Genomic DNA, 24678 nt, shown 5'->3' on the forward strand with positions numbered 1-24678 from the left:
TAATTTGTTCCTTTCTTAAAGTGCATGCTTTATAATTCAGTCCTTTCGTTTTGTTGGGCCTTTCTAATCGCAGTATTTGCAATTCCGTCTATAATTTATGTTGCTCACATCAAAAAATTACTGGATGAACCAAATTTGCGTACCGTTCATGAATCTCTGACCCCTCGCTTGGGTGGATTAGCGATCTTCGCAGGATTTATGTCGGCATTAACTATTTTTGGCTCACTCGAAAATGGTGTACAACAAGTTTTAGCCGGTTCAATTATCATTTTTTTTATTGGGTTAAAAGATGATGTAGTTCCGGTATCGGCATTTAAAAAGTTTTTTGTTCAGGTGCTTGCAGCAGGTATTGTCATGTTTGTTGCGGATATAAGAATATCAGATTTTAAAGGAATGCTGGGATTATATGAGGTAGATAATGGAATCAGTTATGTGGTTACATTCCTTGTTATTATTGGTATTACCAATGCAATTAACCTTATCGACGGTGTTGATGGACTAGCAGGAGTGATAGTGATGATCATTACTTCTACATTTGGGGTATACTTCTATTGGTATGGAGGAGAAGCTTTCGGGGTTTATTCTTATGTCGCTTTTAGTTTGTTGGGATCAGTAATTGGATTTTTAAGGTATAATTTTCACAAAGCAATTATATTTATGGGAGATACCGGATCCTTGGTGTCCGGCTTCATCTTATCAATCCTGGGAATACAATTTGTAAGAATGGAGGCATTTGACGCATCTCCATCTATTGCTATTGCTGTGTTGATCATTCCTATAATGGATACGCTAAGAGTTTTTATGCTGAGAATACTAAACGGTACATCGCCATTCTCACCGGATAAAAATCATATCCACCACAGACTTATGGATCTTGGATTTTCTCAGGTAATGACAGTATTTTCACTCGCTTTGATTAACCTTTTTGCCATATTGGGAGTTAATGTACTTTCTAATCTGGAAAATAACTATTTACTATTTTTAATGATAGGATATGGTTTTTTAGTTACAGGAGTAATCGAAATCTTTTATTTGAGATTAAAGAGAGAAAATGCTGGTGCATAAGTCTAAAAACAATACTAGCCAAGTCAGGGCTATCTTATTTTTAATTTTGGCAATATTGCTTCCTCAAATGGGCAATTCTGCTCAAACTGCATTTAAAATTGTAAAAGATCTAAGTTCAGATTGGAAGATATATAATGCTGATATAAATGGGTATGTTCCTTTTATGAAAGGAAAATCCCAGAAAAGCCATTTTATTTTTCAATGGATTGACCTGGATAAATATGCCGGATATCACCTTCAGGTAAAAGCTGCTCCAAAGTTATCATTATTTGTAAATAATGAATTGTATTATACTAATACAGAATCCAAATATCAGGATGTTGCGATTCCTATTAAGGATCTTCTAAAGAAGACAGTAGGAGGGAGGAAGGATTTACTTACTATTTATCAACCTGATGCTTCCTTTAATGAAGGTTCGGTTTTCATAGGGTATTTTCCGGAAAACCAGATAGAATCTGCTCCTGCAATTAGTATTGAGGCTAAAAAGCAAAACTTTTTAGGAGATCTTATTATGGCACTTTTCATAAGTTCATTCGCCATTATTGCAATTTTGAAAAACAGATTTCCTAAATCGTTTTCCCTATTTTTCCAAAAATCTGAATTTTCACTAAGTGCCTCTGAAGAATTACTAAGTAGCCGTATTATTGATTTTCCGCTCGTGCTGGTAATTATTTTAAATGCATTTTCACTTAGTATTTTGATATTTTCAAACAAAGAAAGCGAAGACTTTGTCAAATTTCTTACGTTAATTAAAAACCAGGATTTGTCATTGTTCTCCCAGTTTGCACTGTCAACTCTAATGATAATCTTTCTTATAATAGTTAAATATTTACTAATTACATTTCTCGGATGGATATTTGACCTTAATAAACTCATTACTCTTCATTTTTATGAGTTTTTATCTATTATGCTAAAAGTCAACCTGTTTGTGGTTCCGGTTGTTTTAATTTTATTATCGTTGAATAATTTTCATCCGTTTATGTCTATTACGGCTTTGACAATTATCTTATTGATAATCTTCTTCCTGTTAATACTAAAGGTTTCCTATATCATATTTAAGTTTTCCAACTATAGAAATCTTTATTTATTTTCTTACCTTTGTATCAGTGAAATACTGCCTTTTATTGTAATTACTAAACTATTGGCATCTGACGTTATAAAATATTAATAAGGTATTGAGATAATGAGTGAAATTAAAGAAAAAGAGCTAAAGGATAGATATACAAAAGTATCAAGTATCTTAGTAACACAGCCCAAACCGACAGACGATAAATCGCCTTATTACGGATTAGCTGAGAAATATAAGCTGAAAATAGATTTCAGGCCATTTATTGAAATTAAAGCACTCGATTTCAAAGAGTTTAAAAAGCAAAAGATAGAGATTCTTGCACATTCCGCAGTCATCTTCACCAGCCGTAATGCAGTAGATAATTTTTTCAGGCTTTGTGCAGAGGGAAGAATTGAAGTGCCGGCAGAAATGAAATATTTTTGTATTTCTGAGCAAACAGCAAACTACCTTCAGAAGTATATAGTAATTAGAAAGAGAAAGATCTTTGTGGGACAAAAAACCGCAAAAGATCTTGAGGAAATTCTTAAAAAGCATAAAAACGAATTTTATTTATATCCTTGTTCCAATATCAGAAAGGAAGAAATTCCTTTATTTCTTAAGGATAATGGATTTAAATTCAGTGAAGCAGTAATTTATGAGACAGTTCCTAGTGACTTGTCAGATCTTGCAGAAGTTAATTATGATATAATAGCTTTCTTTAGTCCTTCAGGAATTAACTCACTATTTACCAATTTTCCTGAATTTAAACAGAATAAAACAAGGATAGCTGCATTTGGCCCAACTACGGCAAAGGCGGTGAAAGATGCAGGATTAATATTGGATATAGAAGCTCCACTACCAAATGCACCATCAATGACTGGAGCCTTAGAGCTATATATAAAGAAAGCCAATAACATTAAGTAAAATTATCCGTAAAAGGTAAGGCAACCTAGTTATCAAAATCCCACATTGGAAAAGAAGTATTGATTTCTTTTTTAATTTTATTTATATTTAATTTAAAAATATTTAGTTTTGGAACTGGATTTATTATCCCAAGGTGTCTTTTATGAAAAGATTTAAACTGTCTGTGTTTTTCTTTCTGATCTTTGTTTCTGCTGGTTTTGCCCAGCAAGATGCACAGTTCAGCCAGTATATGTTCAATACCCTGTATTATAACCCAGGATTTGCTGGTACTGAAGGACTAACGAGATTTACCCTGCTGAACAGGGTTCAATGGCTAGCGTACCAGTCAACCCAATATAAAGGATCTGCGCCGTATAGTACAGTGTTAAGTGGTTCTTCCCTACTTCCCTTTTTTAATAAGAGGTTGGGCTTGGGTGTTCATTTAGTAAATGATAATCTTGGTCCACTAAATAATACAGAGTTCCAGCTTTCAGGTTCTTATCATTTTAAAATTAAAGAAGGTGTATTGGGTGTTGGTGCTCGCGCGGGTGTTTACTCAACTAGAGTAAGAACTGATTGGTACAGGGTTGTACAGGAGAATGATCCAATTTACGACTATCTAACTGGAGATGCTAATAATAAAATAAGACAAACAAAACCAGATTTTGGTGTAGGACTTTGGTATCAGAGTAAAAAATTCAGTGGGGGAGTGAGCTTTGACCATTTAGGAGAAACTAAGCTGTCTTATAATACTCCATCCATTAATTCGAAACTGGCAAATCACCTTTATATAAGTGGTTCTTATAATTTTGATGTAGGGCCTACCATTAAGGTAACACCATCTGCATTCTTTCAGACTGATATGAACCAGCTTACATACCTTTTTGGGGCATTGGGAACGTATAATGAAAAGTTCTGGGTGGGTCTGAATGCACGTCAGTCTTTTGCGAAAAAAGACGTGGATCAGGGTGGCAAAACACTATCCAACGATGATATAATTATGTACGTTGGAGTGAACCTTTTGAAAAATAAACAAAATATGAATGCGTTAAGAGTCGGTTATGCATTTGATTTTGTAACAAACGGCGTAAAAGCCAAAAAGAGAACTTCCCACGAGATTATGCTCTCCTATATAGTTCCGACACCTTGGGAATTACCTAAACCTAAGATCAGAACGCCAAGATACAGGCACGAAGAAAATTAACAAAATTTTGGAATATTGAAATTTTTTATAGAACTTGTACAACATTTCTAAACATTTTATCAATTATTTGAGTTTTTTTTGGACTTTTATAATTGAGATTAAAAAAGTTCGTTTTAGAAATAAAAATTTAGTAACTTAAAACACAATTTATTATCAAAAAATTTACAAAAGAAAATTAAACAAGTGTATTATGAATAAAATAGGTGTTATCAGAAGTCTCTGCTACATTGCACTGTTCGGAGCCTCTATTCTTATTCAGGGATGTGGGCGAGGTACCTCCGATGGAGGGGGAGACCTAGTCGGCGTTCAGGGAAGAGAAGGATGGGTTATGACAGTGCCATACGGTATGACAACATGTCCGTCGGGGACTTTCCACATGGGGCAGGCGGATCAGGATGTTCCGGCTACTCAAATTAACCTTAACAAACAGGTGACTATCGGTGGGTTCTATATGGACGAAACCGAAATTACGAACAATGAGTACAGACAATTCATTGACGTAATGTTAAGCGATTCAGTTGACGTATTGGGTGAACAATATATCAGAACTGAATTGTATCCCGACACAGCTGTTTGGGTAAAGGATTTTGCTCACCACATGGGTGATCCAATGATGGAATATTATTACGCACACCCTGCGTTTGATGAATATCCAGTAGTTGGTGTTGACTGGTTCGCTGCAAGATATTTCTGCGAATGGAGAACTAAGCACATGAATAACTGGAGAGCAGAGCAAGGTCTTTGGAAAATGCCAAACTTCAGATTGCCTTCAGAAGCAGAGTGGGAATACGCTGCTAGAGGTGGAAGAGATATGGCTAAATATCCTTGGGGTAACCCATACATCAGAAATGCAAAAGGATGTATGCTTGCTAACTTCAAACCTGGAAGAGGAAACTATTACGATGATGGTTTCATGTATAGCTCACCAGTTGCTTCTTACTTTTCAAATGACTTCGGTCTTTATGATATGGCAGGAAACGTATCAGAGTGGTGTGAAGACGCTTATTATGATGCTGCTGTTCCTGTAGTTTGGGATCTTAACCCAACTTACTACGATGACGACGAGCCTAGAAAGATTATCCGTGGTGGTTCTTGGAAAGATATTGCTTACTTCCTTGAAACCGGAACACGTACTTTCGAGTATCAGGACACTACAAAGTCATACATCGGTTTCAGATGCGTAATGACTTATCTTGGTAGATCTTCAGGTTTCGAATTCTAAAATCAAGTCCTTTAAAGATTTAATAAGTTTAATAGTTGTATAATCACAAACTATATAATAATCTATTACCTAATAATTAATTGTTAAACACTTAAAATTTAAAAATTTACGAAAATGAGTTCAAACAAAGGTGGTTTTAAAGATGTATTCTTTAACAAGATCATGCCAATGGTCTACGGACTTGGTGCCGCAGTTGTAATTGTTGGTGCGATGTTCAAAATTATGCACTGGCCGGGTGCTGGTCCAATGCTTGTTGTTGGTCTTAGCGTAGAGGCATTAATCTTCGTTTTCAGTTCATTTCAGCCTGTTCCTCACGATCCAAAGTGGGAGAGAGTTTATCCTCAATTGGCTGATGATTACTATGAAGAAGAAGAAGAAGGTGAAGTTGCTTCTAACGATGGTCTTACAAGAAGACTTGATGATATGCTTTCTGAAGCAAACATCACTCAGGATGTTGTTAACAAACTAGGTGCTGGTTTCAATTCTCTATCTTCATCTGTTTCTAACCTTAAAGATCTTTCTGATGCTTCTGTTGCTTCTAACGAATATGCAAACAACGTTAAGCAAGCATCTAAGTCTCTTCTTGAGATGAATAAATCATATTCTAAAACTGTAGATGCAATGTCAGAAATGGCTAATGCTTCTGTAGATGCTAAAGAATATCATTCACAAGTTCAAAACATCACTAAAAATCTTGGTGCATTGAACGCTGTTTATGAAATGGAGCTTCAGGATGCTAACAATCACTTGAGAGCTATGAACAAATTCTATGGTAATCTTTCTCATGCTATGGAGAACATGGCAGATGCAAGCAAAGATACTGCTCAGTTCAAAGAAGAACTTGGTAAACTATCTAAGAACCTTGTTCAGCTTAACAATGTGTATGGTAACATGCTAACTGCAATGAGAGGTTAATTTTCAGTAGAAATTATTTTAAAAACGAAAAAGAAAAAGGTTTAAAATATGGCTGGAGGTAAAGAAACCCCAAGGCAGAAAATGATTGGGATGATGTACCTGGTTCTAACAGCACTGTTAGCGCTCCAGGTAAGCTCAGCTATCATACAGAAATTCAAATTTCTTGATGATAGTTTGATGAATGTGAATGAAAAAACGACTGCTGAGAATGCTAAAGTAAGTGGCAACATCAGAAGAATCGTTGAACAAGAAGGTAATAAAGATGCTCATATCGTTAAAAAAGCAGATGAAGTAAAAGCTGCAACTGCTGAGCTAATTGCTTACATGGAAGGTCTTCGCAAACACCTGATTGAAGATACAGGAGGAAAAGAAGAAGATGGAAACTATAAAGGTGCTAAAGAAGAAGAAAAAGTAGCAAACTATATGGTTGGTCCAGAAGGTAGCAAAAACGGTGAAGCTTACAAGTTGAAAGAAAAACTTAACAATTATGTTGCTTCTCTTTCGAAATTTGGTGTAAATGCTCCTAAATTAGCATTGGATGGAAAAGAAGATCCGATGTTCATGAAGGATAAAGACCAGGCTAGAAAAGATTTTGCTCAGCTTAACTTCTCTGAAACTCCAATGGTTGCTGCTCTTGCAGTACTAGCGCAAAAGGAAGCGGAAGTTCTTAAATATGAGAATGATGCCCTAACTAAACTTGCGAGTGAAGTAGGTGCATCAGATATCAAATTTGATAACGTAGTTGCGATGGTTAGACCTGCGTCTAAAGTTATTGCAGCTGGTACTAAATATGAGGCTGAAATGTTCCTTGCAGCATCTTCAAGTGCAATTACTCCAACAATGAGCCAGGATGGTAGAGCTATCCAGGTTGATGCAAGAAAAATCGGTAAAGTTTCTTTTACTGCAACTGCTGGAGCATATGACAAAGAAGGTAATGCTAAGAAAAAGTGGAAAGGTGCTATCAATTTCAAGTACAAAGGAAAAGATACTACTTTCGTAGTTGAAGAAGAGTATATCGTTGCTAAGCCTGTTATTCAAATTCAGTCTGCTTCAGTTTCTGCTCTTTACAAAAATTGCGGTAACGAACTTAATGTTCAGGTTCCTGCTTTAGGTTCTACTTACAGTCCTTCATTCTCTGCAAGTGGTGCTAAAGTTATTCCTGGTGCTACAAAAGGTCTTGTTACTCTGGTTCCAACTGGTGCAAAAGTAACTCTTAATGTAGCGAGCAGCGGAAACGCAATCGGTTCACAAGAGTTCAATGTTAGGTTGATCCCAAAACCTGAAATTCAGGCTTTATCTAACGGTAGCCCTGTAAATGAGAAACAAGGAGTTCCTGCTCCTGGTCCTAGAGCTATCACAATGAAGGCGGTACCTGATGAGAGCTTTAAAACTTTCTTGCCTAAAGATGCAAGATATAAGATCACTCAATGGGAAGCTATCCTTGTTAGAGGAAAGAGACCAGTTACTCAAACTTCTTTCACTTCTGAAACTGGAAACCTAGCTCAGTTTGCTGCCTCAGCTCAGCCTGGAGACAGAATCATGATAGAGGTTAAGAAAGTTACTAGAACTAACTTCCTTAACGATACGGAAGAAGTTAATTTGGGAATTGTTATTAAGAACATCCCGCTTAACTAATACCTAAACTGCTTAGTTATGAAAAAAATTAGTGTTATTTTGTCAGGTTTGATGTTCGCATCAAACCTGATAATTGCTCAAGAGGCAGCTGAAGCACCTGCTGAAGCAACTCCTGCAGCAGAAAATACAGGTTATAACAAATTTTCTGTTAGACCTATACATGAATCTGATATCATGTATAAGAAGACGATCATTAGAGCTCTGGATCTTAGAGAAAAACAAAATAAACCTTTGTTTTCTAAAAACAGAGAGCTGACTCGTTTACTAATCGATGCTGTTCAAAGAGGTGATATAAAGGCATATGCTTCTGATTCCCTTTACGATGGTAAAACTCTTACAATTGAAGAATTCAATGAGAGAATTAAAATGCCATCTGAGCAAGCTGAACTTAGTGCAGAAGAGTTAGAGATTATGAAGGCAAATGGGGAGGATGTTGCTGCAATTGGTGGTGGTCCTAACTTTTATTTCCCAACTGATTTATATCAGATGGAAATAAAAGAAGATATCATCTTCGATAAGCAAAGATCCAGATTGTACTACGATATTCACGCAATAACAGTGTACGTTCCTGCTGATCACCCTGCTAACATCAGAGGTATTCAGACTCCAATTGCTTCTTTCGAGTATAAAGAATTAGTAAACAAACTTTTCAAGGATAACCCTAAAGCAATTTGGTTTAATCCTCAGAACGATCAGCAACATAAAAATCTTGCTGATGCGTTCGAGTTGCGTTTATTTAGCTCTTATATCATCAAAGTTTCCAATCCAAATGATGCATACTTAGTTGACATCTATGGTGGAGATCAGCAAAAAGGTATCATGGCTGCTCAGTGGGCCGCTTTCGAGCTTCTTGAGTATGAGCATAACCTTTGGGAATTCTAAGAGATTTCTAACTATAAGGAATTATAGAAAAAGGAGGTTGAAAAACCTCCTTTTTTATTTATTGCCTTCTTGATTATCATTCTCTTTTTCACCTGAAAGATTTAATAGTACCAGCTCCGCTTTGGCCTTCCCAACTATTTCTGATAGTTCTTCAACACTTGCTTGTCGGATCTTACTTACCGAACCAAAATGGCTTACCAGCTTTTGAAACGTAGACTCTCCAACTCCTTTTATAGAAGCTAACTTACTTTTGGCTAAAGTACTTTTGCTCCTTTTCGTTCTATGAAAGGTTATTGCAAATCTGTGGGCTTCATTTCTGATTTGCTGTATTACTTTTAAAGACTCTGATTTTTTATCGATATACAAAGGAAGCGAGTCATCCGGATAATAGATTTCTTCAAGTCGTTTTGCAATACCTACAATGGGTATTTTACCATATAAGTCAAGCTCCTGTAATGCTTGGCATGCTGCAGAAAGTTGACCTTTACCTCCATCGATTACTATTAGGTTTGGAAGAGGTTGTCCTTCTTCTAAAACTCTTTTATATCTTCTGTGAACTATTTCATGCATACTATCAAAATCATTCGGACCAACTACGGTCTTAATGTTATAATGGCGATAATCTTTCTTTGATGGTTTTGCATTTTTAAAGACCACCATTGACGCAACTGGGTTTGTTCCTTGGATGTTGGAGTTGTCGAAGCATTCAATATGAAAAGGCTTTTCTTTTAACCGTAGGTCTTCTTGCATTGTATTGAGTATCCTTGAATCTCTTTCATTATTTGAGATGGATTTGCTCATTTGATATGCTATATTATTTAGGGAGAGATCCAGAAGCTTTTTCTTGTCGCCTATAGAAGGGACGGTAATTTTCAGCTCATCTATTTCTACGGGTATATTGGCTATAATATCTCTCGTAGATACTTCCATTTCTTCTCTGATGCCAATTATAGCCAGCTTTAAAAGATCTTCATCCGTTTCGTCAAGCTTCTTTTTAATCTCTATATTTTTAGTTTGAAGAATTGCGCCATTTACTATGTGTAGGTAATTAATAAATGCATTCTTCTCAAGACTTTTGATTGTAAAGACATCCAGATCCGTAATCTTGGGATTAACAATAACTGAGCTTGTCTGGAACTTTTCTAGTAAATCAAATTTAAGTTTGAGTTTATGAGCTTTTTCGAACTCAAGGTTTTCTGCGGCTTCCTGTATCTGGTCTTTGTAGTAAGTTTTGACTACAGCAATATTGCCTTTGAGGATTTGATGGGCTTTGTCTATATTTTCTGAGTATACTTCCTCTGTAACTAAGCCCTCACATGGTCCTTTACAGTTACCTATATGGAACTCCAGACAGACTTTGTATTTTCCATCATTTACATTTTTCTCTGAAAGGTTAAAAGTACAAGTTCGTATAAAAAATAATTTATGTATCAGGTCAAGAACACTATTCATAGCCTTAACACTCGTATAAGGGCCATAGTATGTTCCCAATGATTTGTCAAATGTTCTTGTGGCTATAACCCTTGGAAAACGTTCACGGGATACATATATGTAGGGATAGGTCTTATCATCTTTTAGAAGTATGTTGTACTTCGGCTGATTATTTTTGATAAGACTGTTTTCTAAAAGGAGTGCATCAAACTCAGTGTTTACTATCGTAAACTCAATTTTTCTTATTTGACTGACAAGTTTTCGTGTCTTATTGTCAACACCAGTATTTTTATTAAAGTAGTTAGAGACTCTTTTTTTGAGAGACTTTGCCTTTCCTACATATATAAGTTCTCCTTCTTCACTGAAGAACTTATATATGCCAGGTTGGTCAGGTAAATTTTTAACTTGCTCTCTTACCTCCTCACTTTCCGCCATGATTAAACCTCCTAAAATTCGTCAGGCAATACTTGTTGATGTTTTTGCTGAAGAGAATCGGAGTGCAGAGAACTCTTTTCTCTGTACCTTTTACAGTCTATTTCAACACTTAGTTTTGTAGGACGAGGGAAGCGTTCTTTGACTAAGCCTAGTGTTGAATCTGCAAATACCTTTTTCATGAAAATAGCCCAAAGTGGCATCGCCATTCTCGCTCCTTGACCGAGATCCATATTTCTGAAGTGAATACATCTGTCATCTCCTCCAACCCAAGCTCCAGCCACTAATTTTGGGGTAATGCCCATAAACCATCCGTCTGAATAATTTTGTGTTGTTCCCGTCTTTCCTCCGATTTCATAACCATTCCACAAAAGTCCATACTTATTCAGACCAAGTGCTGTTCCACCTTTTTCTTCTGTAGCACCTTTAAGCATATGTACCATAAGGTAGGCAGTTTCCTCATCAAATACTTCAACACTTTTTGGTATGAATTCCTGAAGGATATTTCCATTCTTGTCTTCAATTTTTGTAATGAAAAAAGGTTCAGTCCAAAATCCATTGTTGACAAAAGTGCTGTAAGCTCCTACTAGTTCATAAATAGAAACATCGCTTACGCCTAAGCAAAGTGCAGGTACAGGATCCAGCGGGCTGGTAATACCCATTCTCTTGGCATTGTTCACTACCACCTGTGGTCCGATTTCTTTCATCAGGTTTGCAGTGATGGAATTAATTGAATTTGCCATTGCTTTCCTTAGCGTGAACATCTCCCCAGTGAAGCCTTCTCCATTACTGTTTTGTGGAGTCCACGTCTGGTTTACGTCTGCAGTCGGGAATGTTACAGGAAGGTCTGGTAGTTCATAACAAGGGGAATATCCAAGATCGATCGCTGAAGCATACACAAATGGTTTAAATGTTGAGCCAGGCTGCCTTTTACCTTGCTTTACATGATCATATTTAAAATGCTTATGATCTATTCCTCCTACCCATGCCTTGATGAAGCCTGAGTGTGGATCCATTGCCATGAATCCGCAATGAAGGAAATGTTTGTAATATTTGATTGAGTCGATTGGAGACATCAATGTATCTATTTCTCCATTCCAGCTGAAGATCTTCATTTTGATCGGAGTCTTCATTACTTTCATGATCTTAATTGTATCATTTCCATACTGAAGTTTTAATGCACGATATCTATCGGATCTTTTAGCAGCTGTTTCTATAAAATTTGGTATAACTTTTCCCTGCTCATCTGCCCAAGGACTTTTGCCCTTCCAGTGTTCGAAGAACTTACGTTGTTCTTCTTTCATGTGGGACGCAACTGATTCTTCTGCATATTTCTGCATCTTGGAATCAAGCGTTGTATATATTTTTAAACCGTCTGAATATAAATCCAGGCCTCTTTCTCTACACCATGGAATTAGGTAAGATGTGATTAAGCTCCTGAAATATGTTGCAGAACCTTTATTGTGATTTTCTACATTGTAATCTAAAGTGATAGGTAATTTCTTAATTGAGTCAGCTTTGATAGAAGTCAGATAACCATATTTGGACATTTGACTGATTACAGTATTTCGTCTTGATGTAGAGGAATCGGGGTTATAGACAGGACTATAGGTTGTAGGTGCTTTTAGTAAACCTACAAGCACAGCAGCTTCTTCTACTTTAAGGCTATCCGGAGTTGTGTTAAAAAAGGTTTTCGATGCTACTTCAATACCAAAGGAATTACTTCCGAAATCAACAGTATTCAGATACATGGTCATGATTTCTTTTTTGGTATATGCCCTTTCTATCTGCACTGCGGTAATCCATTCTTTGGTTTTGAAAATTACCTTTCCAAGAGTTCCCTTACTAAGTTTGCCTTTATAAAGAGCGCTTCTGGTTTGAAATAAATTTTTGGCAAGTTGTTGTGAAAGAGTACTTCCTCCTCCGGAATGTCTTTGGCCTAGAATAATTGTTTTGAAGAAAACCCTGCCCATTCCTCTTAAGTCTATACCGGAATGTTCTTCAAATCTTGAATCTTCGGTAGCAGTTAAAGCATTTACTAGATTTGGGGAAAGTTTTTCAAATTCTACAGGAGTTCTGTTCTCTTTAAAATATTTTCCCAATAAAACATTATCAGCTGTGTAAAGCTCAGACGCAACTTCACTTTTGGGGTTTTCCAAAGCTTCTAAGCTTGGCATAGGGCCGAAAAGGCCTAAAAAGTTAATAGAAACGAAATACACATAAAGTACTAAACTTCCTGTACCGGCAATAAAGCTGATCCAGATAGTTTTGATGAATGCGGATATAAAGAAATTACTTTTGCTCATGTTTACTTCTTATAATGTTCCTCAAAGAAATTAAGGTAACTTTCAAGTTTTTTGGATCTGTTGAACAGGGAAAAATTCTCCTCTGTTATTACAAATAAGTCATATTTTAGGTTCTTGGTTTCGGATTGAAAAGGTTGAAAATTTTTAATTTGGGTGTAATATATCATTCCTCCTGATTTATCCGCAAGGGTTTTTATACTTATTAAATTAAGAGTGTCATTTAATTGGACAACTTCAGTCTGAATTTCTCCTGGTTTATAATGTTCACCATTGTATTTGGTCAGAGCATTGACAATTTTGGCAGGTTTTAAATTTTTGCCATGAACTGCCACAATAAACATATGAGGTTTATCTTTTATATCAGTTTTATATTTAACCTGATCTTCGTTTAAAGATTTTCCACCTGCAGAAGCTAGTTTTATATATTCCTCCGTTGAAGCCAGAAGCTCCTTTGCTTTGGGAAGCAGTACACTTTCTTTCTGATTTGCAATAAACTCTTCCAGTTTTCCTTTGTAAATCAGGGCATTTTTCGTCTGTCCAACGATTAAAATTTCAAGCAGTTGTAATTTGTCTTCTATATCATTTTCCTTATATGCGATCCTAATAGCTTTGATTGCTGAATCGGCATCGAAGAACCTTTCAGCTTTATATAGATTGTATGCATCTCGATACAATCCGTTGATATGTTGGCTGGTTTCCCTTGTTTCAGCCATATAATTAGGGTTGCGAATCAATTTGGAATATATGGAATTGGGAAACTCGTCATGCAACATAGATGCAAAGGTTTCAAACTTAGGATCTGGCTTTTCTTTATAGAGGAGATACAGAAAATATAAAATTTCAGATTTAAGTTTAGACGTCGGGAATCTTGCTAGATGTTTCTCAAATGATTTTATAGCATTTCCTTTTTCATCAAGTTTCTGATCATAAATTTTCCCTACATTATACAATGCATTTTCCACTTTAAGGGATGATTCAGCCTTTGCTTCATCTGAAAAAGGGATTTCTTTGTAATATTTTGTCTTATCTACTTTCGCTTCTTTTTCCTGTTTTTCTTTTGATTCAAGTGCAACAGCTGCAGAATCTACGGCTTGATTTTCTTTTTCATCTATATTGTCCTGTGCAGCTTCTTTCGTGGATCGCCTCCAGTTGTCTTCAAGTTTCCTTTGTCCCCAGCGTTTCACGAATTCTGTTTTTCCACGTGTTATGGATGCTTCATTATAATAGTGCCAGGAACTTTCTCCGCCTCCAGTGGTTGAGCCAGCTCCATTGTTATTATTGTTGGATGCATTTTTTGCCGCAAGAGCCTTTTCTCTTGCCTCTGCTTTCTTCAAATCTTCTTTCTCTTTATCGATTACTTTATCTATATGCTTGGCAAGGGTAATGCTGTCCATTGAAGCAAGTCTAAGGAGACTGTCTTCTTTTTGGATAATTCTTAATTGGGTAACAAACTCCTGAAGAACTTCCTGACGAGCAGCAATAAGTCTATAGCGTTTGTCCTTTTTATCCATTAAAGCTATAGTGCTGTCATAATATAATTTGGATGTCTCAAAATCTTGTAATTTTTCGTAGTGAATTTCGGCAAGCATCAGATAGGAAGAAGCCTTTTGATAATTATTCCCAGTACTTGCAGCTACTGATTTTTGCAGGTATTCGATGGTGCCAGGAAGATGCCCCTGTTTAAACTCAAACTTGGCCATCTCATAATAGATTTTGTCTTTATATTCCTGATTTTTTAGATCCTTAAGTAGCTTTTTGAAATATTTTTCAATTCTTTTTTTGTCACTGGATTTTGAAAGATTTGTTACCTGTGCCATATAAAGCCTTGTATAGAAGGAAAGCTCATATGGAGGGTTGTGTTTTAGAACTGCCTTATAGTTTTTATAAGACTCTTTATCGTTATTCTGTAATTGATGTATTTGTCCTATTATAAAATGTACTCTGGATTTAACATCTTTTTTCTTTATGAGGGGTCTGGCAGTTTCAAGGTCTTTAAGGGCTTCTTTATACCTTTCCTGCATTATAAAATACTGAGCTCTTGTGAGGAGATATTCCCTTTGATTTGAAGAGTTCATTTTTTCCTTTTTAAGGAAGTAATTTACACTATTTACATAATCAAAATTTGGAGCAGTCAGAAACAGTCTCATAAGGTGAATAATGGCCTCATGTCTTGCATCGATATCTTTACTCTTTGAATTGACATATTTGTAAGTCTCTATTGCCTGTGGCCATTCTCCTTTATAAAATTTTACCTTTCCTACCAGAATATAGCTGTCATCAACCCATTTGCTGTTTTTGTGTTTTTGAATAGGCAAAGAAGCCTTTTTAAAAATATCTTCAAGAAGTTGATGTTGAGCTTTCAGTTTGTTGGTATCCGGCAATGCAAGAACATGAATAACTTTGTTATAGTCATCAAGCCTTGCCTCTTCGATTTTTTTATCTACCTGCTTCATCCGCTCTCTGGCAAGAAAATAAGCATTGTCGCGAGCAGTAAGGTTATGATAGCCTTTGCTCACAAAGGAATTACTTTCAGGAGAGCAAGAAAAGGCTATAAAACCGGCAAGCAGGCAAAATATTTTGATATGAATTGAATTCGTTTCCAAAAAAATCAAATTGTTTAATTTATATAAATTCGAATAAAATAATTATAATGTAAGCTCGTAATAATAATAATTCTGTATTATAATTTTGAAACATAGAAAAACACTTTCTCACTGGTTAACGAACAGATTTCTGCTAATTATCAGAAATGAAGAAAATTTTGCAGAAAAACGAACAATTAGTTTCACTTATGCGAAATTAATTGTTTTCTGCTCAATTTTTTTAATTCTGGTTTTTTCCCTGTGCTTTTATTTAAGTACAACATTATTAGCTGCTTTTTTTGACCCTACCCATAAGCAAATTGTATTAAATAAAAAGATAATTGCACTTTCTGCTAAAGTTGATAGCCTGACAACTGAGATGGAGCAAAAAGCTGCTTTTACCGCCCTTGTTCAAAGGGTAATTTCAGGAAAGGATGAAGAATTAAAATCCGAATCATCCACGCAAGTAAAAGCTGTCAAAGTCAATGAAGTTACCCAGCTGTCAACGGTAGATTCACTTTTCAGGAAAGAATTTGAGAAAAAAGAATCGAATGTTTTTTCTGTAAAAAATGTTTCTTTGGGAAAATTATCCAACTTAATTCTTTTTAATCCCGTTTCGGGATTAGTAAAGTCTAAGTATAATGCTGGAAAACAGTCGTATGAAGTCGGCTTACTTGTTAAGCAAGGGGAATCTGTCAAGGCTGTGGCAGACGGAACAGTCATTTTTGCCGGGTGGACGGATAAGAATGAAAATGTGGTGATCTTGCAACATGAAGATAATCTCATGACTGTTTATAAAAAAAATTCAGTAGTTTTAAAGAAAGACGGAGATACGGTAAAAGCTGGAGAGGTTTTGGGGGTAGTGAGTGATCCTCAGGATGGTGGAAATCCTAATTTCTATTTTGAGCTTTGGTATAAGGGAAAGCCGGTAAATCCGGAAAATTTCATAATATTTTAACTAATTTGCTATGTTTCAGAATAAAAAAGAAAAAAAAGAATTGGAAGAGCTGACCAATTCAAGCACGATTGTCGCAAAAGGGACAGTTCTTGAGGGAAATATTGAAACCTTCGGGAACATAAGGATAGAAGGTAAGGTAATTGGAAATATCAAGAGTAAATCCAAGGTAGTATTGAGCGAATCTTGTGTTGTGGAAGGAAATATACTTGCACATACAGCGGAAGTTTCAGGAGAGGTGAAAGGTACGATTGAAATTTCGGATGTGGTTGTGATGAAAGCTACAGCACTGATTAATGGTGATCTTATTACTAATAAAATGGTAATGGAATCCGGAGCTACTTTTAACGGACAGTGTAAAATGGGTGCTACTATAAAAGAAATTCAAATTGGAGAAGGAGAACGAATCAAACCAATCAAACAAGAAAAAACCGCTTGAGGGTTATGCTAAATATTCCAGCCTGGTGATCCAGATGATTGCAACAATGTGTCTTGGAGCCTGGGCCGGAATAAAACTAGATGAGCATTTTCATGTTAAAAGTCAGTTATTTACGATTTTTTTAACTATATTTTCAGTAATTGCAGCAATTTACTTGGTAATACGGGGGCTTATGAAATAACTTTGCCCCTGTGAAAAAATTCCTAATTTGTTTTATTACCATTTCTTTAATAATAGTTTGCTTAACTAAAATTAAAGACCCTTTATTGGTGCATCCATTTATCTGGTATAACCAGGTATTTTTCTTTTCTATTTTTTTTATATCCAATAGGATTTTTTCAATAGGAGCGTTAAACGGCGATAATAAAATTCATATTTTCTATCTTGTTTCCCTTACCGTAAGATTCCTTTTATCAGTGGCTTATGTGGCCGTTGGTCTACTCAATACCGATTTTCATCCAGTCGTTTTCGCTTTAAACTTTTTTGTTTTGTATTTGTGTTATACGTGGTTTGAAATTTATTCCTTATTAAGTAACTTGCGGGCCGATTTTAAAAACAATGAAAAATCTGAGTAAAATATTCCTTATTGCATTTCTCTTCATCACTTTGATAAAGGGTGCTGCATATGCTAACGGACACGCAGAATCCGGTGAAGAAAAGAAATTTAGCCCTGGCGACCTGATTATGCACCATATCCTAGATGCGCATGAATGGGAATTTGCTCATGGGCTTGTTCTACCCCTTCCCGTTATTATTTATTCTGAAAAAGGTTTAGACGTATTTTCATCTTCTCATTTATACCATAGTCCTGACAGAACTTATAACGGATATCGCCTAAATGAGAATGATAAAATTGAGGCAGTAGATAAAAGCAGAACAATCTATGATATTTCTATTACGAAGAATGTTGCTTCAATGTTTATTAGTGTTGCAATACTTGTATTAATTTTCATAGGAATAGCGAAGTCTTATGGTAAAACGAAAGGTAAGGCCCCTAAAGGTATTCAGTCTTTCTTTGAGCCAATAATAATGTATATCAGAGATGATATAGGTAAAGGAACTATCGGTCCAAAATACGAGCGCTTTATGCCATATCTTTTAACTGTATTTTTCTTTATATGGTTCAACAACCTTTTGGGTCTGTTTCCTGGAGGAGCTAACCTTACAGGTAATATAGCAGTTACATTTATTCTTGCATTGCTTACCTTTTTGGTAACTACATTAAGTGCAAATGGCAATTATTGGAAACACATATTGTGGACTCCAGGCGTGCCACTTCCATTAAGAATTATTATTCTTCCTATAGAGATCGTTGGTATGTTTACAAAGCCATTCTCTCTTATGGTCCGACTTTTCGCAAACATCACAGCAGGTCACATCATTATATTGAGCTTTTTAAGCTTGATCTTTATGTTTGAGAGCTTTGCTGTTGGATTTGCAAGTACAGCATTTGCAGTATTCATGTCTTTGCTTGAGTTATTTGTAGCTTTGCTACAAGCATATGTATTTACTCTTCTTTCAGCTATGTACTTTGCTTCTGCTGTAGAAGAGCACCATGATCACGATTATGATCACGGTCATTAAGATTCAAGCCTAGTCTTTAATAGAGGAGTTTTTTAGAGAGTATTTGTTTAACTATAATTATATAATCATGCTTAACACTATTTTAATGGAAGTTAGCCTTTCTCTTTTCGGTGCTGGTATCGGTGCTGGTCTTGCTGCAATAGGTGCTGCATACGGTATCGGTCGTATCGGTGGTAGCGCTGTTGAGTCTATCGCTAGACAACCACAAGAGGCTGGTAAAATTCAAACTGCTATGCTTATCGCAGCTGCTCTTATCGAGGGTGTTGCTCTTTTCGCAGTGGTAGTTTGTCTATTGATCTATCTAAAAGGTCTTGCTTAAAAACTAAACTCCTGAATACAGACATTAGGTCTGATTCAGGAGTTTGAATTTTATAGTTAAACAAAAGAGGGAAATTTCTTAAAACAACATATATGTTAGTCCAACCTGATTTCGGTTTGTTATTTTGGCAAACAGTAACATTCCTAATATTATTATTTATCCTGGGAAAATTTGCGTGGAAGCCAATTCTTGGTGCCCTTAAAGAGCGTGAGGCAGATATTGAAGAAGCTTTATCAGCTGCTGAAAACGCTAAGGAGGAAATGAAAAGATTGCATGCTGCAAATGAGAAATTGCTTCAGGATGCAAGAATTGAAAGAGAAAAAATATTAAAAGAGGCAAGTGCTGTAGCTAATTCAATTATCACAGAGGCGAAAGATAAAGCGACTGCAGAAAGTAACAGAATTGTTGAGAATGCAAGAATCGCTATCAATAATGAGAAGCTTTCGGCATTAACAGAAGTTAAAAACCAAGCAGCTACACTTGCTATTGACATTGCAGAGAAACTTCTTAGAAAAGAGCTTTCTGATTCTAAAGCACAAAAGGAACTAGTTTCAGAATATTTGAAAGAAGCTAAATTTAACTAAGATGCACGAGTCAAGAATAGCGGCGCCATATGCAAAATCTCTTCTTGAGCTCGCTCAGGAAAAGGGAGTGCTGGAAGAGGTGCAAAAAGATATGGCAGGTTTTGCAAAAATCTGTAATGAGAATAAGCAACTGGTAAGGGTTTTAAAAAATCCGGTTTTAAAACATGAAAAGAAATTGTCAATTCTGACAACGCTTTTCAAAGGAAAAGTTAATCCTGTTACTTTTTCTATATTTCAAATATTGACAAGAAAGAATAGAGAGGCATATTTATATGATATCGCTGTTGAATTCGGAAATCAATACAGAAGATTCAAAGGGATAGAAAAGGCCGTTCTTACTACTGCAGCACCAATTACAGAAGAGCAAAGAGCTGCTTTTGTTAAGATGGTAGAAACTGCCAAAACTAAAAAAGTTGAGCTTGAAGAGCATATTGACGAATCAATTATGGGAGGATTTGTGCTGAATATAGGAGGAGATAAACAAGTTGATCAGTCTATCAAAACCAAGCTAATACAGTTAAAAAGTAAATTCAAAGATAATCCATTTATTTCTAAATATTAATCATGGAAGTAAGACCAGACGAGGTTTCTGCGATATTAAGAGAGCAGTTATCAAACTTCAGAACTGAAGCTGAGTTAGAAGAAGTAGGCACCGTTCTTCAGGTAGGTGACGGGGTAGCACGTATATACGGGCTGTCAAAAGCTCAATCCGGAGAGCTTCTTGAGTTTCAAAACGGATTAAGAGCATTGGTATTGAACCTTGAAGAAGACAATGTAGGAGCTGTATTATTAGGTGACTATAGTGATATTAAAGAAGGTGATACTGTAAAACGTACAAAGCAGATTGCTTACGTTAAAGTAGGTAATGGTCTTGTTGGCCGTGTTATTGATACACTTGGAAATCCAATAGATGGTAAAGGACCTGTAACTGGCGATTTGTATGATATGCCATTGGAAAGAAAAGCTCCAGGGGTTATTTTCAGACAGCCTGTAAATGAGCCTTTACAAACTGGTATCAAAGCGATCGACTCTATGATACCTATTGGTAGAGGGCAAAGAGAACTTATCATTGGTGACAGACAAACTGGAAAAACAGCTGTTGCAATCGATACTATCCTAAACCAAAAAGAATACTATGACAAAGGTCAGCCTGTATTCTGTATATATGTTGCAGTTGGTCAAAAAGCAAGTACTGTTGCCCAGGTTGTTGCTGCTCTTGAAAAAGGCGGAGCTATGGCTTACACAGTAGTTGTATCGGCATCTGCTGCTGATCCTGCTCCAATGCAATTCTTTGCCCCATTTACTGGCGCTGCAGTTGGTGAATTCTTCAGAGATACAGGAAGACCTGCTCTTGTTGTTTATGATGATCTTTCTAAGCAAGCAGTTGCTTATAGAGAAGTATCTCTACTTCTAAGAAGACCTCCAGGACGTGAAGCTTATCCAGGTGACGTATTCTATCTACATAGCCGTTTGTTGGAAAGAGCTGCTAAAATCATTGCATCGGATGATATAGCTAAAAATATGAACGACCTTCCAGATTCACTTAAAGGAATCGTTAAAGGAGGAGGATCATTGACTGCATTGCCTATCATCGAAACTCAAGCTGGCGACGTTTCTGCTTATATCCCTACAAACGTAATTTCTATTACAGATGGTCAGATATTCCTTGAAACTAACTTGTTCAACTCAGGTGTGCGTCCTGCGATCAACGTTGGTATTTCTGTATCAAGGGTAGGAGGTTCTGCTCAGATTAAATCAATGAAAAAAGTAGCTGGTACTTTAAAACTTGACCAGGCGCAATTCAGAGAACTTGAAGCATTTGCTAAATTCGGTTCTGATCTTGATGCAGCTACTAAATTGATTATCGAGAGAGGTAGAAGAAACCTTGAAATTTTAAAGCAAGCTCAATATTCTCCTGTGGCTGTTGAATTGCAGGTTGCGATTATCTATGTTTCTTCTAACGGTTACATTGATAACGTTCCTGTAAAAGAAGTTAAGGCTTTTGAAAATGAGTTTTCTAAATTCCTGAAAGTTTCTCATAAAGATACTCTTGACGCTATCCGCTCAGGTAAAATTGATGATTCAGTAACTGAAGTTTTAAAGAAGGTCGCAAAAGATCTTGCGAAGCAATATAATAATTAATTATGCCAAGTCTTAAAGAGGTCAGAGGAAGGATCGTTTCCATTAATTCTACCCAGCAGATTACCAAAGCCATGAAAATGGTTGCTGCTGCTAAGCTTAGAAGAGCTCAGGACAATATTATCAAAATTCGTCCTTATGCTGAAAAGTTAAATGGAATACTTAATAATATTACTGCAAGTCTTGAAGGATCTGTAGAAAATCCATACTCTGAGGTAAGAGAAGTAAAAAATGTATTGATTGTTGTCGTGACTTCTGACAGAGGGCTAGCGGGAGCTTTTAATACTAACTCAATAAAAGCTGCTTCTGCTCTTGTTAATGGAAGATATAAAGCTCAGTACGAGCAGGGGAATGTTAAATTCCTTTGTATTGGAAAAAAAGGATTAGATGCTTTTGTAAAAAAAGACGCTAATGTAATTTCTGATTATGCTGGAATGTTTCATGAGCTAAATTTTGGTTCTGCAAGAAAGGCAGCCGAGTTTGCAATGGAAGGATTTCTTAATAAGGAATACGATGAAGTTGTTATAGTTTATAACGAGTTCAAAAACGTTGCAACTCAGGTTGTGAAAGCGGAGCAGTTTCTTCCTTTAGTTCAAGAAAGTACTGAAGAGCAAAAGTCTTCTAAAGATCAGGAAATTGATTATATCTTTGAACCTTCCAAAGAGGAGATTGTAAAAGGCTTAATTCCCAAATCTTTGAAAATTCAATTTTACAAAGCTTTATTAGAGTCTTTTGCATCTGAACATGGCGCTCGTATGACAGCGATGGATAAAGCTACTGAAAATGCAAAGGAGCTATTGAAGGAGCTCCGTCTGATGTACAACAGAACAAGACAGGCTGCTATTACTAAAGAGATCCTGGAGATTGTTGCCGGAGCTGAGGCACTCTCTAAATAAGTTATAATTTACATTAAAAAAGCTCATCAATTTAGATGAGCTTTTTTGTTTTACCGGAAAATTATTTGATACAGAGATTTTTCCATTTTATCCTTTTTTCAAATTTATTTATTAGTGTAAGTTCAATTACACTTACGCTATCTACTTTTCTTATTCTCAATACTAAACTTGAATCGTATGATATTCCTTTCTTACTTTTTATTTTTGCATCAACTTTCCTGACCTATAATGTGCATATCTGGTATGAAAAAGAAGGTGATGATCCGCAATTACTAAGAAACATATGGAGACAGCGAAATTCTTATCTTACTAAGAGTATGTTTGTCTTCTTTCTTCTTGTTCTTTTTACTTCTTTATTTTTCATTTCGGGGAAAGTAATCTGGTTTACTTTGCACCTCGCAGTATTTAGCCTTTTTTATTCTGCACCATTAATAAATTTTAAAAGAATACCTTTTCTGAAGATTTTTCTCATTTCTTATGTCTGGTCTGTAAGCACTGTAATTCTTCCTTCGCTCAATAAAGGTTATAGTGCGCTTGACAAAGAAGTGATTGAAATTTTTGTGCAGAGAATCATTTTTATCCTGGCCCTGGCCATCCCTTTTGATATTAGAGATATAGAGTTGGATAGAAAGAATAACATAGATACATTACCTATATTGATGGGCTTTGGAAGAGCAAAGTTACTTTCTGTAATATTGCTTATTCTATTTATAGTGTTGGGTTGTTTTTTTTATGGTTTGGATTACACCTTTTTCTCCCGTTTGGCGATTGGTATTTTGGCAATTATTTTAATAATAAAAATAAAGAGATCCAGGTCGGATCTCTATTATATGGTGGGGATAGATGGAATAATGATTCTATCTTATATTTTTTTATCTGTTTTTAAGATGCTTTTTACCCCTGGTAATTAAAGGTTCCTTTATCGGATTTAATTGTTAGGGTCTTGCCTTCTCCTTTTTCAACTCGACCGACTACCTGTGCTTCAATATTGAATGATTTGGCTATTTTAATTATGTCGTGGGCATATTTTTCTTCAAGGTATAGCTCCATTCTATGGCCCATATTGAATACTTTATACATCTCTTTCCAGTCCGTCCCACTTTCGCTTTGTATTACCTCAAACAGGGGAGGAACAGGAAACAGATTATCTTTTACAATGTGTAAATTTTCGATGAAGTGAAGAATCTTAGTCTGGCCCCCTCCGCTGCAGTGAACAGCACCATGAATATTTGATCTGTGTTGATTCAAAATTTCCTTCATAACCGGGGCGTAAGTTCTTGTAGGCGATAATACTAACTTGCCAAGATCAACAGGAACATCTTTTATTTTCTCAGTTAGATTTCTTGAACCGGAATATACAAGATCAGAAGAAATGGCCTGATCAAAGCTTTCTGGGTATTTTGCACCTAATACTTTTGAAAAGACATCATGTCTTGCCGAGGTTAAGCCATTGCTGCCCATTCCCCCATTGTAAAATTTTTCATAGGAAGCCTGTCCGTATGAAGCCATACCCACAATGACATCACCATCTTTTATTCTGTCATTACTGATCACTTCACTTCTTTTCATCCTTGAAATAACAGTGCTGTCTACAATCACTGTCCTTACAAGATCACCAACATCAGCAGTTTCTCCCCCTGTACTGTATATTTCAATACCGTTATCTCTTAGCATTTGAAGAACTTCTTCGGTACCATTGATAATTTCGGCTATTACTTCTCCTGGAATCAAGTTTTTGTTTCTTCCTATTGTAGATGAAAGCAAGATTGTATCCAAGGCTCCAACGCACAAGAGGTCGTCTATATTCATGATAATGGCATCTTGAGCAATTCCTTTCCAGACAGATATATCTCCAGTTTCTTTCCAGTAAATATATGCTAGAGACGATTTTGTACCGGCACCATCGGCATGCATAACATTACAATAGTCCTTGTCTCCTCCTAAAAAATCGGGTACAATTTTGCAGAATGCCTTTGGAAACAACCCTTTATCAAGTGTTTTGATAGCATTATGTACGTCTTCTTTGGAAGAGGAAACCCCTCTCTGCATGTATCTGTCGTTACTCATTTCATTGAATTTTGGAATTACAAAAATAAAAAAAGTCCCGGTTTCTGACCGGGACTTTGTAGGATTTATC

General features: G+C 36.0%; 22 protein-coding genes. 18 read left to right on the plus strand and 4 right to left on the minus strand.

The features are described 5' to 3' along the window. Window positions 1-24: 24 nt before the first annotated feature. The 8 genes from J7604_RS15260 (at window position 25) to gldN (ending at window position 8874) form a co-directional block, all read left to right on the plus strand. Window positions 25-1065, plus strand: coding sequence for an MraY family glycosyltransferase (locus J7604_RS15260; protein WP_293897202.1), 1041 nt, complete (start codon window positions 25-27; stop codon window positions 1063-1065). Then, window positions 1052-2233 carry a DUF4271 domain-containing protein gene (locus J7604_RS15265; protein ID WP_293897203.1) on the plus strand — a complete coding sequence of 394 codons (1182 nt, stop codon included), beginning with the start codon at window positions 1052-1054 and terminating at the stop codon, window positions 2231-2233. The genes J7604_RS15260 and J7604_RS15265 overlap by 14 nt, the downstream gene beginning before the upstream one ends. Before the next feature lie 15 nt (window positions 2234-2248). After that, window positions 2249-3037 (plus strand): uroporphyrinogen-III synthase, encoded by a 789-nt coding sequence (locus J7604_RS15270; protein ID WP_028981158.1) that lies wholly within the window; start codon window positions 2249-2251, stop codon window positions 3035-3037. Window positions 3038-3179: 142 nt separating this feature from the next. Beyond that, window positions 3180-4220: a type IX secretion system membrane protein PorP/SprF gene (locus tag J7604_RS15275; RefSeq protein WP_293897204.1), complete on the plus strand. Its 1041-nt coding sequence runs from the start codon at window positions 3180-3182 to the stop codon at window positions 4218-4220. Between the two features lie 190 nt (window positions 4221-4410). Then, window positions 4411-5442: a gliding motility lipoprotein GldK gene (gldK, locus tag J7604_RS15280; RefSeq protein WP_028981160.1), complete on the plus strand. Its 1032-nt coding sequence runs from the start codon at window positions 4411-4413 to the stop codon at window positions 5440-5442. Window positions 5443-5556: 114 nt separating this feature from the next. Further along, window positions 5557-6357, plus strand: coding sequence for a gliding motility protein GldL (gene gldL / locus J7604_RS15285; protein ID WP_028981161.1), 801 nt, complete (start codon window positions 5557-5559; stop codon window positions 6355-6357). A gap of 48 nt (window positions 6358-6405) precedes the next feature. Further along, the gene (gene gldM, locus J7604_RS15290; RefSeq protein ID WP_293897208.1) at window positions 6406-7992 is read left to right on the plus strand and encodes a gliding motility protein GldM; all 1587 of its coding nucleotides are present in this window, start codon (window positions 6406-6408) and stop codon (window positions 7990-7992) included. Window positions 7993-8010: 18 nt separating this feature from the next. Then, window positions 8011-8874, plus strand: coding sequence for a gliding motility protein GldN (gene gldN / locus J7604_RS15295; protein ID WP_028981163.1), 864 nt, complete (start codon window positions 8011-8013; stop codon window positions 8872-8874). A 54-nt stretch (window positions 8875-8928) separates the two neighbouring features. On the opposite strand, the gene uvrC is transcribed toward gldN, so the two are convergent. Genes uvrC through J7604_RS15310 form a run of 3 tightly spaced genes read right to left on the minus strand, consistent with a single transcriptional unit; the run spans window position 8929 to window position 15646 of the window. Next, window positions 8929-10740 carry an excinuclease ABC subunit UvrC gene (uvrC, locus tag J7604_RS15300; RefSeq protein ID WP_293897211.1) on the minus strand — a complete coding sequence of 604 codons (1812 nt, stop codon included), beginning with the start codon at window positions 10738-10740 and terminating at the stop codon, window positions 8929-8931. Window positions 10741-10751: 11 nt separating this feature from the next. Next, entirely contained in the window at window positions 10752-13043 is a 2292-nt protein-coding gene (locus J7604_RS15305) for a transglycosylase domain-containing protein (protein ID WP_293897213.1), read from the minus strand. Between the two features lie 2 nt (window positions 13044-13045). Beyond that, window positions 13046-15646 carry a hypothetical protein gene (locus tag J7604_RS15310; protein ID WP_293897215.1) on the minus strand — a complete coding sequence of 867 codons (2601 nt, stop codon included), beginning with the start codon at window positions 15644-15646 and terminating at the stop codon, window positions 13046-13048. Between the two features lie 85 nt (window positions 15647-15731). Between J7604_RS15310 and J7604_RS15315 the strand changes: the two genes are divergently transcribed. The 10 genes from J7604_RS15315 to J7604_RS15355 all read left to right on the plus strand — a co-directional run bounded on the left by J7604_RS15315 (window position 15732) and on the right by J7604_RS15355 (window position 23452). Beyond that, window positions 15732-16583, plus strand: a complete 852-nt coding sequence (locus J7604_RS15315; RefSeq protein WP_293897217.1) for a murein hydrolase activator EnvC — start codon at window positions 15732-15734, stop codon at window positions 16581-16583. 10 nt (window positions 16584-16593) lie between these two features. Beyond that, window positions 16594-17019, plus strand: coding sequence for a polymer-forming cytoskeletal protein (locus J7604_RS15320; protein ID WP_293897219.1), 426 nt, complete (start codon window positions 16594-16596; stop codon window positions 17017-17019). Then, window positions 16970-17200 carry an AtpZ/AtpI family protein gene (locus tag J7604_RS27060; protein ID WP_367113571.1) on the plus strand — a complete coding sequence of 77 codons (231 nt, stop codon included), beginning with the start codon at window positions 16970-16972 and terminating at the stop codon, window positions 17198-17200. Before J7604_RS15320 ends, J7604_RS27060 begins: the two co-directional genes overlap by 50 nt. 377 nt (window positions 17201-17577) lie before the next feature. Beyond that, window positions 17578-18603 carry a F0F1 ATP synthase subunit A gene (gene atpB, locus J7604_RS15325; protein ID WP_293897221.1) on the plus strand — a complete coding sequence of 342 codons (1026 nt, stop codon included), beginning with the start codon at window positions 17578-17580 and terminating at the stop codon, window positions 18601-18603. A 67-nt stretch (window positions 18604-18670) separates the two neighbouring features. Next, the gene (gene atpE, locus J7604_RS15330; RefSeq protein WP_028981168.1) at window positions 18671-18922 is read left to right on the plus strand and encodes an ATP synthase F0 subunit C; all 252 of its coding nucleotides are present in this window, start codon (window positions 18671-18673) and stop codon (window positions 18920-18922) included. Between the two features lie 92 nt (window positions 18923-19014). Further along, window positions 19015-19506, plus strand: coding sequence for a F0F1 ATP synthase subunit B (locus J7604_RS15335; RefSeq protein WP_293897224.1), 492 nt, complete (start codon window positions 19015-19017; stop codon window positions 19504-19506). Window position 19507: 1 nt separating this feature from the next. Beyond that, window positions 19508-20068, plus strand: a complete 561-nt coding sequence (atpH, locus tag J7604_RS15340) for an ATP synthase F1 subunit delta (RefSeq protein WP_293897226.1) — start codon at window positions 19508-19510, stop codon at window positions 20066-20068. Continuing rightward, on the plus strand, window positions 20068-21648 hold the full coding sequence (gene atpA / locus J7604_RS15345; RefSeq protein ID WP_293897494.1) for a F0F1 ATP synthase subunit alpha: 1581 nt from the start codon (window positions 20068-20070) through the stop codon (window positions 21646-21648). Before atpH ends, atpA begins: the two co-directional genes overlap by 1 nt. Before the next feature lie 2 nt (window positions 21649-21650). Then, entirely contained in the window at window positions 21651-22541 is an 891-nt protein-coding gene (gene atpG, locus J7604_RS15350; protein ID WP_293897228.1) for an ATP synthase F1 subunit gamma, read from the plus strand. A 35-nt stretch (window positions 22542-22576) separates the two neighbouring features. Beyond that, window positions 22577-23452, plus strand: coding sequence for a UbiA family prenyltransferase (locus J7604_RS15355; RefSeq protein ID WP_293897230.1), 876 nt, complete (start codon window positions 22577-22579; stop codon window positions 23450-23452). On the opposite strand, the gene J7604_RS15360 is transcribed toward J7604_RS15355, so the two are convergent. Next, window positions 23436-24608 carry an AIR synthase related protein gene (locus tag J7604_RS15360; RefSeq protein WP_293897232.1) on the minus strand — a complete coding sequence of 391 codons (1173 nt, stop codon included), beginning with the start codon at window positions 24606-24608 and terminating at the stop codon, window positions 23436-23438. The genes J7604_RS15355 and J7604_RS15360 overlap by 17 nt on opposite strands. Window positions 24609-24678: the final 70 nt, after the last annotated feature.

It is taken from the genome of Sporocytophaga sp. (genome assembly GCF_017745095.1).
GTDB lineage: Bacteria > Bacteroidota > Bacteroidia > Cytophagales > Cytophagaceae > Sporocytophaga.